General features: G+C 66.0%; 19 protein-coding genes. 5 read left to right on the top strand and 14 right to left on the bottom strand.

All coding sequences use genetic code 11. The features are described 5' to 3' along the window. A complete protein-coding gene (locus KM135_RS01480) occupies positions 1–429 on the top strand; it encodes a DUF2147 domain-containing protein (protein WP_343228120.1) in 429 nt (142 codons plus the stop codon). Between the two features lie 30 nt (positions 430–459). Here KM135_RS01480 and KM135_RS01475 read toward each other — a convergent pair whose 3' ends face one another. Then, positions 460–777: a 2Fe-2S iron-sulfur cluster-binding protein gene (locus KM135_RS01475; RefSeq protein ID WP_221712120.1), complete on the bottom strand. Its 318-nt coding sequence runs from the start codon at positions 775–777 to the stop codon at positions 460–462. A gap of 95 nt (positions 778–872) precedes the next feature. Here KM135_RS01475 and KM135_RS01470 point away from each other — a divergent pair, with 95 nt between their 5' ends. Then, positions 873–1,487, top strand: coding sequence for a DNA-3-methyladenine glycosylase family protein (locus KM135_RS01470; RefSeq protein ID WP_221712119.1), 615 nt, complete (start codon positions 873–875; stop codon positions 1,485–1,487). 3 nt (positions 1,488–1,490) lie between these two features. Here the strand turns inward: KM135_RS01470 and KM135_RS01465 are convergent, their stop codons facing one another. Further along, positions 1,491–1,793 (bottom strand): 4a-hydroxytetrahydrobiopterin dehydratase, encoded by a 303-nt coding sequence (locus tag KM135_RS01465; RefSeq protein ID WP_221712118.1) that lies wholly within the window; start codon positions 1,791–1,793, stop codon positions 1,491–1,493. Positions 1,794–1,850: 57 nt separating this feature from the next. Between KM135_RS01465 and ccmA the strand changes: the two genes are divergently transcribed. Then, entirely contained in the window at positions 1,851–2,450 is a 600-nt protein-coding gene (gene ccmA, locus KM135_RS01460) for a heme ABC exporter ATP-binding protein CcmA (protein ID WP_221712117.1), read from the top strand. Next, positions 2,447–3,088, top strand: a complete 642-nt coding sequence (locus tag KM135_RS01455; protein WP_221712116.1) for a heme exporter protein CcmB — start codon at positions 2,447–2,449, stop codon at positions 3,086–3,088. Before ccmA ends, KM135_RS01455 begins: the two co-directional genes overlap by 4 nt. Here KM135_RS01455 and KM135_RS01450 read toward each other — a convergent pair. Next, complete coding sequence (locus KM135_RS01450) at positions 3,085–3,588, bottom strand: nuclear transport factor 2 family protein (protein WP_221712115.1); 504 nt, start codon at positions 3,586–3,588, stop codon at positions 3,085–3,087. The two genes, KM135_RS01455 and KM135_RS01450, sit on opposite strands and share 4 nt — an antisense overlap. A gap of 245 nt (positions 3,589–3,833) precedes the next feature. Between KM135_RS01450 and KM135_RS01445 the strand changes: the two genes are divergently transcribed. After that, entirely contained in the window at positions 3,834–3,983 is a 150-nt protein-coding gene (locus tag KM135_RS01445) for a hypothetical protein (RefSeq protein WP_221712114.1), read from the top strand. Between the two features lie 3 nt (positions 3,984–3,986). On the opposite strand, the gene KM135_RS01440 is transcribed toward KM135_RS01445, so the two are convergent. From KM135_RS01440 to coxB, 11 genes are all read right to left on the bottom strand, one after another. Beyond that, the gene (locus tag KM135_RS01440) at positions 3,987–4,877 is read right to left on the bottom strand and encodes a class I SAM-dependent methyltransferase (RefSeq protein WP_221712113.1); all 891 of its coding nucleotides are present in this window, start codon (positions 4,875–4,877) and stop codon (positions 3,987–3,989) included. 123 nt (positions 4,878–5,000) lie between these two features. Beyond that, a complete protein-coding gene (gene thrC, locus KM135_RS01435; protein ID WP_221712112.1) occupies positions 5,001–6,404 on the bottom strand; it encodes a threonine synthase in 1,404 nt (467 codons plus the stop codon). 55 nt (positions 6,405–6,459) lie between these two features. After that, positions 6,460–7,107, bottom strand: a complete 648-nt coding sequence (locus KM135_RS01430; RefSeq protein ID WP_343228119.1) for an SURF1 family protein — start codon at positions 7,105–7,107, stop codon at positions 6,460–6,462. Further along, a complete protein-coding gene (locus KM135_RS01425) occupies positions 7,104–7,493 on the bottom strand; it encodes a DUF983 domain-containing protein (protein ID WP_221712111.1) in 390 nt (129 codons plus the stop codon). The genes KM135_RS01430 and KM135_RS01425 overlap by 4 nt, the downstream gene beginning before the upstream one ends. Next, complete coding sequence (locus KM135_RS01420) at positions 7,486–8,019, bottom strand: DUF3291 domain-containing protein (RefSeq protein WP_246605653.1); 534 nt, start codon at positions 8,017–8,019, stop codon at positions 7,486–7,488. Before KM135_RS01420 ends, KM135_RS01425 begins: the two co-directional genes overlap by 8 nt. A gap of 22 nt (positions 8,020–8,041) precedes the next feature. Beyond that, positions 8,042–8,872 (bottom strand): cytochrome c oxidase subunit 3, encoded by an 831-nt coding sequence (locus KM135_RS01415; protein WP_221712110.1) that lies wholly within the window; start codon positions 8,870–8,872, stop codon positions 8,042–8,044. Between the two features lie 41 nt (positions 8,873–8,913). Continuing rightward, positions 8,914–9,492, bottom strand: coding sequence for a cytochrome c oxidase assembly protein (locus tag KM135_RS01410; protein WP_221712109.1), 579 nt, complete (start codon positions 9,490–9,492; stop codon positions 8,914–8,916). 1 nt (position 9,493) lies between these two features. Further along, positions 9,494–9,616 carry a hypothetical protein gene (locus KM135_RS19970; RefSeq protein WP_281422107.1) on the bottom strand — a complete coding sequence of 41 codons (123 nt, stop codon included), beginning with the start codon at positions 9,614–9,616 and terminating at the stop codon, positions 9,494–9,496. After that, entirely contained in the window at positions 9,613–10,494 is an 882-nt protein-coding gene (locus KM135_RS01405) for a heme o synthase (protein WP_221712510.1), read from the bottom strand. Before KM135_RS01405 ends, KM135_RS19970 begins: the two co-directional genes overlap by 4 nt. A 169-nt stretch (positions 10,495–10,663) precedes the next feature. Next, positions 10,664–12,349 (bottom strand): cytochrome c oxidase subunit I, encoded by a 1,686-nt coding sequence (gene ctaD, locus KM135_RS01400; RefSeq protein ID WP_221712108.1) that lies wholly within the window; start codon positions 12,347–12,349, stop codon positions 10,664–10,666. An 11-nt stretch (positions 12,350–12,360) separates the two neighbouring features. Next, entirely contained in the window at positions 12,361–13,395 is a 1,035-nt protein-coding gene (gene coxB, locus KM135_RS01395; RefSeq protein ID WP_221712107.1) for a cytochrome c oxidase subunit II, read from the bottom strand. Between the last annotated feature and the right edge of the window lie 163 nt (positions 13,396–13,558).

Here is a 13,558-nt window from a genome sequence, read left to right as displayed (position 1 = left end):
GTGCCGGCATTGCCAACCCTGAGCGCGAGCGCCGCGGCATTCGCTGCCTTGCTTGCGAGCGCGAGCGCCCCCACGCAGGTGGAGCCTTATGGCAGCATCTGGACAAACCCGAAGCGCAGCGTGCAGGTGCATGTACATCGTTGCGGGCAGGCGCTGTGCGGCACGATCGTCTGGGCGGACGACAAGGCCAAGGCCGACGCCCGGAAAGGCGGCACCGATCCGCTGATCAGCACCCAGCTGTTTCTCGGCTTCGTGCCGGACGGCAAGTCGGTCTGGCGCGGAAAAGTATTCGTTCCCGACATGCGCAGCACATTCTCGGGGACGATCACCATGGTCGACGCGCAGACGCTGCGCGCGCAGGGCTGCCTGGTTGGCCGGGTCTTGTGCAGATCCCAGGTCTGGACCCGCGTGGGCACGGCGCCGAGCTGATCGTCGGCGGCGCGCTCCGGGTCGGGCCGATCAGTCTTCCGGCGCGATCGTGACGGTCATGCCGTCCAGCTCGGGGCCGATCGGGATCTGGCAGGACAGGCGGCTGGTCGGCCCGCGATGCTCGGAGCTGTCGAGCAGATCGTCCTCGTCGCCCTTCATGGCGGGGAGCTTGCCGAAATAGGCGTCGTCCACGAACACATGGCAGGTCGCGCAGGAGCAGCAGCCGCCGCAAATCGCCAGAAGCTCATCGATCCCCTGATCGCGGATCGCTTCCATGACCGTATAGCCATCAGGCGCATCGAACTGCTCACTGGTTCCGTCCCGCTTCACGACCGTCAACTGCGCCATTTTTATCTCCCAACCGTGGAAGCGCTCGCTATGAGGGGCGGATGTTCAGAAATCAACCGGCCACGTGACCAGGCCGGCGCTGTGTGGAACGGACGATGCTCGACGAACAGGCGCTGCGCACTTCCCTCGACGCCGTGGCGGCGGACCATCCGCTGATCGCGACGCTGATCGCCGACTATGGCTATCCCGAGCCGCGGCTGCGCGAACCGGGCTATGAGACGCTGCTGCGCACGATCGTCGGCCAGCAGGTGAGCGTCGCCGCGGCGGCATCGGTCTGGGCAAAGCTCGAGACGGTACTCGGCCTCGGCTGTGCGCCCGAAGCGCTGCTCGCGCAGGATTTCGACACGCTGCGCGCCTGCGGCCTTTCGCGTCAGAAGCAGGGCTATGCCCGCAGTCTCGCCGAGTTGGTGACGAGCGGCGCGCTCGATCTGCATGCGCTGCCCGAGGACGACGAGGAAGCCATTGCCGCACTTGTCCGGATCAAGGGCATTGGGCGCTGGTCGGCGGAAATCTATCTGCTGTTCGCCGAGGGACGGAAGGACATCTGGCCGGCGGGCGACCTCGCCGTGCAGATCTCGATTGGCCATATTCTCGGCCTCCCCGAGCGGCCCAGCGAGAAGGACATTCGCGAGATCGCCGAGGCCTGGCGTCCGCACCGCAGCGCCATGGCGATCATGGCCTGGCACCGCTACAACACGAAGGTTCTGTGAGGGCTATGCCTCGCTCAGCAGCGCGTCGATCTCCTGGGCGAGGGCTATGTCACGCACGCTCAGCCCGTCGGCATCGTGGGTGGTCAGGCGGATATCCACACGGCCATAGACATTCGACCATTCGGGATGATGATCGGCCCGCTCCGCGAGCAGGGCGACCCGCGACATGAAGCCGAATGCCTCCACGAATGTCTCGAAGCGGAAACTCCGGCTGATCCCGCTCGCGTCATCAGCGAGGCGCCAGTTCGAAACGGTGGGCAGCGCGGCAGCGCGCTCTTCGTCGGTCAGTTTGGTCAAGCGGGACATGCGACTCTCCTGGGCTTGCCTGGCATATTCGGCCTCAGACGCATTGCGGGTCAACCCGTGAGCGGCGCGGCACTGTCGCTTCAGGGTCTTGCGTGCCTGCGTGGCGGCAGGGTGCTGTTCGCCGGCGTCGATCTCGATCTTGCGCCCGGCGGCAGCGCACAGATCGCCGGGCCGAACGGGGTCGGCAAGTCGAGCCTCCTGCGCGTCGTCGCGGGGCTGCTGCGGCCTTATGCGGGTATCGTGCGCTGCGAAGGCGCGGTTGCGCTGACCGACGAGCTGGACGCGCTCGACCGGGAGAAGACGGTGCGCACGGCACTCGCCTTCTGGACGCGGATCGACGAGGTGCCGGGCGCGCGGATCGACGCCGCGCTCGACGACCTCGCCATCGGCCATCTCGCCGATATTCCGGTTCGCATGCTCTCGACCGGCCAGCGCAAGCGCGCCGCCCTCGCACGGACGCTGGTGACCGGCGCGTCGATCTGGCTGCTCGACGAGCCCGCCAATGGCCTCGACACCGCCTCGGCCGCGACGCTGGGCCGACTGGTCGATCGGCATCGCGCGGCCGGCGGCATCGTGCTGGCCGCCTCGCATCTCCCTCTGGCCTGGGCGCAGGATGTGACGATCACGCTCGAACCGCCACGCGAGGAAAATGCATGATCGGCGCGATCATCCTGCGCGATCTCGGCCGCGCCTATCGCGGGGGCGGGGCATGGCTGCCCCTCGCCTTCCTGCTACTGATCGCGGCGCTCTTTCCGTTCGCGGTCGGCCCCAATGCCACGCTGCTGAGCCAGACCGGCGGCGGACTGCTCTGGATCGCCGCCCTCCTCGCCAGCCTGCTCCCGATCGACCGGCTGATCGAGCCGGACCGGGAAAGCGGCGTGATCGATCAGCTGGTGCTGCGTGGCCTCGGCGAAGGAACGATCCTGCTCGCCAAGGGAATCGCGCACTGGCTGAGCTTCGGCCCGCCCCTGCTGATCGCGGCCTTGCCGGCAGGAGCTTTGTTGAAGCTGGAGCCGGAGATGCTGCAATTGGTGATCGCCGGGCTTGCACTGGGGACGCCGGGCCTTGCTGCGCTGGCTCTGCTGGTCGCGGCACTGACGGCGGGCCAGCGCGGCAGCGGTGCGCTGACCGGCCTGCTGGTGCTGCCGCTGGCGGTGCCGCTCCTGATCTTCGGGGCGGGAGCCCTGCAATTCGGCGGCGCAAGCGCGCTCAAGCTGGTCGCGGCCTGCTCGCTGCTGCTCTGTGTGATCGCCCCTGTCGCGGGTGGCGCAGCCATGCGCGCCGGGCGGGATTAATCCCGCGGCGCCACATTGCGGCTCTGGATCAGCCACTTGCCGTCTACCCGCACAACCTCGTCCACACCGCGCCCGGCGGCCGCGACGCGCGGCGCCGGCCCGCTGGGCTGGCCGGCAAAGACCGTCATCCAGTAATAATGATAACGCGCATGGTCCTTGTCGATGAACTCGATATGGTCGTTGCTCATGACGTGGTGCATGGCGGGGATCGCCTCGCCCTTGGCGCGCCGGTCGTCCTGGCTCCTCTTCAGGTCCACGACCATCTTGCGCAGCGCGTCGCTGCCCTTGACCGCGTTGAACGTGCCGTCCGGCGTGAAGACCGCCGCATAGGCATCGGGATTGAGCGTATCGATCGCGCGGACATAGGTCCACATCAGCTGCGTGATTGCGGCGCGGTCCTGGCTCTCACGTAATATGGCGGCATCGGACGCCGCTGCCGGGCCTGGCGTCGCAACCAGCATCAGCACGGCAAGCGCCGCGGCCTTCAGCTTCCTGGGCATCGTGTCTCTCCTCTTGTCACCGGCGTCGTGGCGCAGGCTCCGGGCATCCTATTGCCCCGGGGACGCCGCTTCAATGGAAGATGACATCATCAACTAGCGCCGTCTCCTTGTTTGCCGTGCTTTCCAAGCCGGCAGGTGTTTTCACCTGTCTCGAAATGGCTCCAGAGATCGCTTGGCCGCACCCATGCCGCCCATGGCCGCAGATCGGCGAGAACCGGCCTGTGTGGCACCCCATCTCCGCGCGCATGAAACTGTCCATCAGTTCCGCGCTCGCCATTGGCCTGATCATCGGGGCGTGCTTCGGCATCGCGCTCGAGAACATCATCGCCGGTATCAGCATCGGCATCGTCACGGTGATCGCGCTCCGCTGGGAACGCGGCAGCGGCGGCGAATAGCGCCTAGTTGCGGCTCCAGCGTGCCCAGATAGCGGTCGGCAGCAGCAGGCCCCGCGCTTCCTCGCGCACGGCAAGTTCGCCGCATTCGATCCGCCCCGGCAAGTCGCCGAGATGCGCGCGCAGCAATTCGCCGATCGCGAGCGCCGACATGCGCACCGCATAGACCGTCAGGAACATGAACCGACTCTCGCTATCCAGCAGCGCGCGGCAATTGGCGATGAGACCGGGCAGATCCTCCTCCAGCCGCCAGATCTCGCCATCCGGCCCGCGGCCGTACTTGGGCGGATCGAGCAGGATGCCGTCATAGCGCCGCTCGCGCCGCACTTCGCGCGCGACGAACTTGGCCGCATCGTCGATGATCCAGCGGATCGGCTTGTCGCCCATGCCGGCCAACGCAGCATTATCGCGCGCCTGCGCCACGGACTTCTTGGAAGCATCGACATGCACGGCCTGCGCGCCCGCCGCCGCAAACGCCAATGTGCCGACACCGGTATAGCCGAACAGGTTCATGAACTGCGGCGCGTCCATCCCGGCAAGCTGCTCGCGACCCCATTTCCAGATCGGCGCCATATCCGGGAAGAACTGGAGATGGCGGAACGGCGTGCAGGCCGCCTGGAAGCGCGCTTCCTCCCAACGCAGCGGCCAGCCCTCGCGCGGCACCGGCTTGTCGAAATGCCAGCGCCCACCGCCATCCTCGTCCGAGGCGGGGATGAAGCTGCCATGCGCGTCCCAGTCGGCCTCCGCCGGTGCCCACATGGCCTGCGGCTCGGGACGGATGAAGCGATAGGCGCCATAGCGCTCCAGCTTGCGTCCGGCGCCACTGTCGATGAGGCCGTAATCGGCCCAGGGCTCGGCGATCATCACGCCGAGGGGGAGCGGAGCGACTGTCGTCATGGCACCACCAAAAGCCCCTCCCTTTCAAGGGAGGGGTAGGGGGTGGGTGTCGCGCAGCGATCTGCGACGTTGAGCCCCACCCCAACCCCTCCCCTGAAGGGGAGGGGCTTGAGGAAGAGCTTCTCAGCCACGGCGCGGGACGGCCCGCTCGGCGACATAGGCAGTGACCGCCTCGAAGGTCGCCGGCAGCGTCGCATAGCGCTCTTCGCGACCGAAGAGATCGCCGGCGCGCGAAGGCAGCGACGGGCGCGTGCCCGTGGCGCGCTCGACGGCATCGCGGAACTTGGCGGCATGCGCGGTCGCCAGCGTCACGACCGGCACCGAGGGATCGAGATCGGCGGCATGCGCGGCGGCAAGCCCCACAGCCGTATGCGGATCGATGATCTGGTCGGCAGCATCATAGGCCCAGCGCATGGCGCGCGACATGCCATCGGCATCGATGCGCGCGGATCCAAACAGCGCCGAGGCGCCTTCGCGCTGCGCATTGGTGAGGCGCATCGCCCGCGTGCTCTCGAAGCCCTTCATCTGATCGGCCAGCGCGAGGCCATCGCGCCCGCCCAGATCGAACAGCAGGCGCTCGAAATTCGAGGAGACCTGGATGTCCATGCTCGGCGTCGCCGTCGGCACCACCGTGCCCTGGCTGTAATCGCCTTCGCTGAGCGCGCGATGGAGGATGTCGTTGACGTTGGTCGCGACGATCAGCCGCTCGACCGGCAGGCCCATCTGCGCCGCGACATAGCCGGCGAACACATCGCCGAAATTGCCGGTCGGCACCGCGAAGGCGACTTTCTTCTCCGGCGCGCCGAGGCGCACGGCCGCATAGACATAATAGACGACTTGCGCGACGAGCCGCGCCCAGTTGATGCTGTTCACGGCCGAGAGATCGAAGCGCCCGGCAAAGTCCGCATCGTTGAACATGCGCTTCACCAGCGCCTGCGCATCGTCGAAGCTGCCCTCGATCGCGATGTTGTGGACATTGGGCGCCAGCACCGTCGTCATCTGGCGGCGCTGCACATCCGACACGCGGCCGGCCGGATGCAGCATGAAGATATCGATCTTGGCGCGGCCCGCGACCGCATCGATCGCCGCCGATCCGGTATCGCCCGAGGTCGCGCCGACGATCGTCAGATGTGTCTCGCGGCGGCTGAGGAACTTCTCGAACAACAAGCCGAGGAGCTGGAGCGCGACGTCCTTGAAGGCCAGGGTCGGCCCATGGAACAGCTCGAGCAGCCAATGGGTGTGATCGAGCTGAACCAGCGGCGTCACCGCGGCGTGGGCGAAACGCCCATAAGCCTGCGTGCAGAGCTCGCGCAGTTCCTCTTCCGTGAGGCTGTCGCCGACAAAGGGCAGGATCACCCGCACCGCTGTTTCGACGTAAGACAGGCCGCGCATCGCCGCGAACTCGTCCGCCGTGAAGGTCGGCCAGCGCTCGGGCAGGTACAGGCCGCCGTCGCTCGCAAGCCCCGCCAGCGTCGCGCCCTCGAAATCGAGCGCCCCCGCGCGCCCCCTGGTGCTCACATATTGCATGACCGGGCGCTCTTAGCGGCCGATTGCAGGGGGCGCAATGATAGGCCTGCGATGATCAGGGCTGCGGCGGCTCCGGCGTCGTCTCGCGCAGCCGCTTGCGCACGGCCAGAGCATAGATGACTGCAGCGACCAGCGCGAAGAAGAACCATTGCCACATATAGGCGCGGTGATTGTTGGGCACGGACGCGGGATCGGGCGCTGCCGACGGCGTCAGACCCGGCGCTGCCGTCTCGGCGACGATCATCAGGCGCAATGGCGAGGCATGGCCGGCCAGCCGCTCCAGCCAGGCCCGCTGGTCGGGCTCATGCGTCGCATGGCCGCGCACCAGCCCGCCGGCCCAACTCACTTTCGCATCGGGCGCCTGGCTCACACCCATGTCGACGACGAGGCCCGGCCCTTCCGCACCGGTCGCGCAGGTCGCGATGTGCCGCCAGCCGGGCTGGCCCTGCGCGCTGCGCCCGCCGACCACTTGCCAGCTCACGACGCGCAGGCAATGGGCCGCAAGGCGACGGAACATCAGGCTTTCATCGGCCGGATTGGCGACGGGATAAGCCGTCTCGGGCAGCGATATGTTGGCGCGCCAGGCCGCGACCGCCGCGTCCTTCTGCCCGGCGCGGCCAAGCTGCCAGACGCCAAGGCCGATCATGACCAGGATCGCCGCCGCTACCACGATCGTGGGGATCAGCGGCAGCTTGCGAATCACACCCTCGGCTCCTTGCGCTGCGCTTCACCGGTGCGATTGCGATATTCGAGGACGAGCAGCGCGGCCTTGGACACGCGCAGGCACAACACGACCAGCAGGCTGGTGAGCGGCACCCAGAGCAGGATATGGACCCAGAAGGGCGGATCGGCCGCGAGCTGGACCATGAGCGCCAGCGCCGTGATCAGGCCCCCCACGATGAGGATGAGGAAGGCCGCCGGCCCGTCGCCGACGTTGAAGGCCGCTATATCCAGCCCGCACGCCCGGCACTTGGGCGCGAAGGTTACCCAGCCTGCGAAGAGCGGCCCGTTCTCGCAGCGCGGACAGCGCGCGGCGAGCGCGGCGCGGACGAGCGGCGTAGGAGGCGCGGGTTCGGTCGGTTCAGGCATTGCCCATGCACCACGGGTCGGGCCGCATGTCGGCCGGCGGGCCAGCACGATCGGGCTCGGGGAAACGGGCCTTGAAGGTGAAGGCATCGGGCGAGGGGCCGAAGCGATCGAGCAGCCACAGGCGCGACAGGCCATCGCTCAGCGTCGGCACGGTGCCCGCGGGAATCCACCACAGCGCCTGATAAGCCCCGTCGAAACGCGCGAAATACTCACGCCGCCGCGCCATCACCGGCGTGTGGGCGCTGCGATAGACGAAGTCGAACAAAGCATCGGCATCCTGCCAGACGGACATATTGGGAATGAGCAGCGGGTCGGGGCCGATGGCGATGGCAGTCGCATTGCCGACGCCACGGCCGGCCCCGATGCCGTCATCGTCCTTGAGCCGCCAGACGAAGCCGGGCGAGGCTTCGGCCAGCGCATTGATGCTGTCGAGCGCCTCGAAGAAAGGCTGGACGCGCGGATCGCCCCTGGGAGCGACGAGCCGGCCAATGTTGATCTGCGCCAGATGAAAATCGGGCGTCATCATCGGCCGGGCCATCGAAGCGCTATCAGCCGGCGTGGACCGGGGCTCCCCAGCCGCCCCAGACATAGACGGCGACGAAGAGGAACAGCCACACCACGTCGACGAAGTGCCAGTACCACGCTGCAGCTTCGAACCCGAAATGCTGGCGGGGCGTGAAGTGGCCCTTATAGGCGCGCACGAGGCAGACGATCAGGAAGATCGTGCCAACCAGCACGTGGAAGCCGTGGAAGCCGGTCGCCATATAGAAGGCCGAGCCATAAGGCGTCGTGCCGAAGGCGAAGGGCGCGTGCATATATTCATAGGCCTGGATGGCCGTGAACAGCGCGCCGAGCAGGATCGTCAGCCACAGGCCCTTCTTGAGGCCGTCGCGATCGCCATGGATGAGCGCGTGGTGCGCCCAGGTGACCGTAGTGCCCGAGCAGAGCAGGATCAGCGTGTTGAGCAGCGGCAGTTCGAAAGCGCTGAGCGTCTCGATGCCCTTGGACGGGAAGAGGCCGTCGATCGGCGGCAATTCGCTGGGGAACAGCGAGAAATCGAAGAAGGCCCAGAACCAGCCGACGAAGAACATGACTTCCGAGGCGATGAACAGAATCATGCCGTAGCGCAGGTGGAGCTGCACGACCGGGGTATGATCGCCGGCATGAGCCTCGCGGATCACGTCCGACCACCACATGAACATCACGGCAAGCACGCCGAGCAGGCCGATGATGAAGCCCGCACCGCCCCAGCTACCCATTTCAGCCGGGTGCATCCAGGCGACCGCGCCTATCGCCATCACGAAGGCCGAGATCGCGCCGAGCAGCGGCGTGATCGCGGGCGGAAGAATATGATAATCGTGGTTCTTGGCGCCGGCCATGTATGTTCCCCGTATCTGAGCGCTCTTGCGTGCGCGCCTGTTTAGCTGTCGTCGCCCGGCTTCTCAACCGGGTAGAAGGTGTAACTCAAGGTGATTTCCTCGACATCCTTGTTGTCCTTGTCGTCGAGGATTTTCTTGTCGACATAGAAGAGCACGGGCATGCGGACTTCCTGCCCGGGCTTGAGCGTCTGCTCGGTGAAGCAGAAGCATTCGATCTTGGTGAAATAGGATCCGGCCGCTTCGGGCGTCACGTTGAACACCGCGCGGCCCTTCACCGGCTTGTCGCTATGGTTCTTGGCGATGAAGATCGCCATCGACTTGCCACCGACACCCACCGTCACCGTGCGCTTCTCGGGATAGAAATCCCAGGGCAGGCCATTGGCCGTGTTGGAATCGAACCGGATCGAAAGCTGGCGCGTGCCGCTCTGCACGGTCTGCGAGGCAACCTGCGCTTCCTCCGCCGTCGCGCGCTGCGTCGTGCCGCCGAAGCCGGTGACCTGACAGAACAGGCGATAGAGCGGTACCGACGCGAAGCCGAGGCCGAGCATCGCGAGCGCGATCAGCCCGGCAATCAATGCCGTGCGCCGGTTGCCGGGGCGGGACTTTGTGAGGCTGGTCATATCAGGACATCTTCGCGATGGTGATACCGAAGAACAGGACGACGAGCGCGAACAGCACCAATGCCATGATGAGCGCGCGCGAGCGCTGCCGCTCCTGGATGATCTTCTGCTCTTCCGGGGTCATGCAGCGTACACCCAGTGATCGACGACGACCGCGCCGAAGATGAGGAAGAGATAGAGCACCGAATATTTGAACAGCCGCCGTTCCGGGATCATCTTTGCGGGGTCCGTCTCGCGGCTGAGCGAAACCTGGAAGGCCATGACGGCGAAGATCGCGGTAGCGATGAAGGCGGTCAGGCCATAGACGAGGCCGGTGAGCTCCAGCAGCACCGGCGCCATTGCGGCGGCGGCCATGATGCTGGTGTAGAAGAGGATCTGCCGGCGCGTGACGCGCTCGCCCGCAACAACGGGCAGCATCGGGATGCCTGCATTGGCATAATCCATGCGGACGAACAGAGCGAGCGCCCAGAAATGCGGCGGGGTCCAGAAGAAGATCAACATGAACAAGGCAAAGGGCAACGCCGCGACGTCGCCCGTCACCGCCGCCCAGCCGATCAGCGGCGGGAACGCACCAGCGGCACCGCCTATGACGATGTTCTGCGCCGTGCGCGGCTTCAGCCAGATTGTGTAGACGAACACGTAGAAGAGGATCGACACGGCCAGGATGCAGGCCGCGAACCAGTTGGTCGCAAAGCCCATCAGCAGCACCGAGAAGAAGGACAGGCCCACGCCGAAATGCAGTGCGCTCTCGCGGTCCATGCGGCCGGCAGGCAGCGGACGGGCGGCCGTGCGCTTCATCCGCGCATCGCGGTCCGCCTCATACCATTGGTTGAGTGCGCCGGCAGCCCCTGCGCCGAGCGCGATGCAGAGGATCGCGGTGAAGCCGAGGATCGGCGCGATATGGCCCGGCGCGACCAGCAGACCGCAGAGGCCCGTGAAGACGACGAGCGTCATCACGCGCGGCTTGGTCAGCGCGACGAAATCGCGCCACTCCGCCGGCATCGGCACGGAGGACACCGGCGCCTCGTCAGTCAGCAGGGATGCATTCGTTGCCAAAACCGGGCCTCAAAATCGCTTCATCTGTTTAACAGGGCGGCGAGAGCGCCGCAGCGCCCTCGCCCCCTCTCTTGTCTTGCCTTACCGCGTCCTCGCGGCTCGGCCATCGATCCGATCAGTGGTGACCGTTGTCGTCGATGACCGGCAGCGTCTCGAACTGGTGGTAAGGCGGCGGGCTGGACAGCGTCCATTCCAGCGTCGTCGCGCCTTCACCCCACGGATTGCCCTCGGCCTTCTTGCCGGCGACGAACGTGTAGATGATGTTCACGAACCAGATGCCGACGCCGACGGCCATGATCTCATAACCATGGGTCGCGATGCCGTTCCAGTAGGCGAGCGCGTCCGTATAGTCCGGAACGCGGCGCTGCATGCCGCTCATGCCCAGGAAGTGCATGGGGAAGAACAGGATGTTCACGCCCAGGAAGAACACCCAGAAGTGCAGCTGACCGAGGAACTCGCTGTACATGCGGCCACTCATCTTCGGGAACCAGTAGTAGAAACCGGCGAAGAGCGAGAACACGGCGCCCAGCGAGAGCACATAGTGGAAGTGCGCCACCACATAATAGGTGTCGTGCAGATTGTCGTCGATGCCACCATTGGCGAGCACGACGCCGGTCACGCCGCCAACGGTGAACATGAAGATGAAGCCGAGCGCCCAGATCATCGGGGTCTTGAAGCTCAGCGAGCCGCCCCACATCGTCGCGACCCAGGAGAAGATCTTCACGCCTGTGGGGACCGCGATGACCATCGTGGCGGCGGTGAAGTACATCTTCACGTTGGCGGTCATGCCGGTCGTGAACATGTGGTGCGCCCACACGATGAAGCCGACCACGCCGATCGCGACCATGGCATAGGCCATGCCGAGATAGCCGAACACCGGCTTGCGGCTGAAGGTCGAGACGATCTGGCTGACGATGCCGAAGCCCGGCAGGATCATGATGTACACTTCGGGATGACCGAAGAACCAGAAAAGGTGCTGATAGAGCACCGGGTCGCCGCCACCGGCCGCGTCATAGAAGACGGTGCCGAAGTTACGATCGGTCAGGAGCATGGTGATAGCGGCGGCGAGGACCGGGAGAGCCAGCAGCAGCAGGAAGGCGGTCACGAGCACCGACCAGACGAACAGCGGCATCTTGTGCAGGGTCATGCCCGGCGCGCGCATGTTGAAAATCGTGGTGATGAAGTTGACCGCACCCAGGATCGAACTTGCGCCCGCGATGTGCAGCGAAAGAATGGCCATGTCGACAGCCGGCCCTGCGGACCCGCTCGTCGAGAGCGGCGCATAGACCGTCCAGCCGACGCCCGCGCCATTGCCGGTGCCACCGGGAACGAAGGTCGAGCCGAGCAGCAGCAGGAAGGCCGGAATGAGCAGCCAGAAGCTGATATTGTTCATGCGCGGGAAGGCCATGTCCGGCGCGCCGATCATGATCGGCACGAACCAGTTGCCGAAGCCGCCGATGATGGCGGGCATGACCATGAAGAACACCATGATCAGGCCGTGCGCGGTGATCAGCACGTTCCAGAGGTGATAGGCCTGGTCGATCGTGGCGCCCGAACCGTCCGAATATTGCGCCCAGAGCTGCAAGAACTGGATGCCCGGCTCGCGCAGTTCGTAACGCATCAGGCCCGAGATCGCGCCGCCGATCACGCCGGCGATGATCGCGAAGATCAGATAGAGCGTGCCGATGTCCTTGTGGTTGGTCGACATGAACCAGCGGGCGAAGAAGCCCGGCTTGTGGTCGGCGTCATGATGATCGTGCGCATGTGCGCCGTGGAAATCATCTGCGGTGGTGGTGCTCATGGTCGATTACCTCAGGAAGCAGTGGCGTTCGCGGCGGGCGCGGCAGCATTGGTGGCGGCAGCGGGCTCGGCGGCGGCCGGCGCTGCGGCGGCGGGAGCGGCTGCGGCAGGCGCGGCGGCTTCCGCCTCGCCCTTCATCGTGCCGCCCTGCGACTTGACCCACTGGGCGAACTTCTCGGGGCTGACCGCCTCGACCGCGATCGGCATGAAGCCGTGGCGCGCGCCGCACAGTTCGGAGCAGACGCCATAATAGACGCCCGGCTTCTCGATGGTGAAGGTCTTCTCGTTGAGACGGCCCGGCACGGCGTCTTCCTTCACCCAGAAGGCGGGGACGGAGAAGCTGTGAATGACGTCCGCGGCGGTGATGATCAGCTTGATCGGCACGCCGACGGGCAGGACGAGGCGATTGTCGGCGCCGAGCAGGCGGGGCTCGCCACGGGCGGCCGCCTGTTCCGGCGTCAGCATGTTCGAGACATATTCGCCGATGCCGTTATCGACATATTCATAGCCCCAGTACCACTGGTAGCCGGTCACCTTGACGGTGAGCGCTTCCTTCGGCGCGGGCTTGAACTGGGCCGCGAGCAGCTTGATCGATGGAACCGCGATCGCGACCAGGATGATGACGGGGATCAGCGTCCAGGCAATCTCGATCGCCGTGTTGTGCGACGTGCGCGAGGCAACCGGGTTGGCGGCGCGGCGATAGCGCACCACAACCCAGAGCAGCAGCGCGAGCACGAACAGCGAGATGACGGTGATGACCGGCATCAGGATCCAAGTGTGCATCCAGTAGGCATAGCGGCCGGTCGGCGACACCTGTTCCTGGAAATAGACCTCGCCCTCGCGCGGCATGCCGACGCCTTGGACGGGCCTGGAATATTCATAAGCCGGGACCGGCGTCGCCGCATTCGACGCCTCGGCGGCAGCGGGAGCCTCCTGCGCATTGGCGGCGGCGGGGGCCGCTTCTGCCTGCGCCACGGCCGAGGACGGCGCCAATGCGCTCAGCCCCAGGGCCATCGCCATCATGAAGGCATTGATTCTTCTGTTCATGCGGTCCGACCTGCTTTCAATATCAGGCCGCTATGTTCCAGGCGGAACGGCGGCCCCCCTCTGTCATCTCCGGCCCCTATACGCAGGCATCCCCGATGCCTCAAGCACTGATATCGCCGGTTTTCGGGCCGTTGATTGTCGGCCCATCCCCCGCTATCTGCCG

The organism is Sphingobium xanthum (genome assembly GCF_019737615.1).
Classification (GTDB): domain Bacteria; phylum Pseudomonadota; class Alphaproteobacteria; order Sphingomonadales; family Sphingomonadaceae; genus Sphingobium; species Sphingobium xanthum.
Note: the sequence above shows the minus strand (reverse complement) of the source record. Positions and strands in the feature narration are given on the sequence as shown.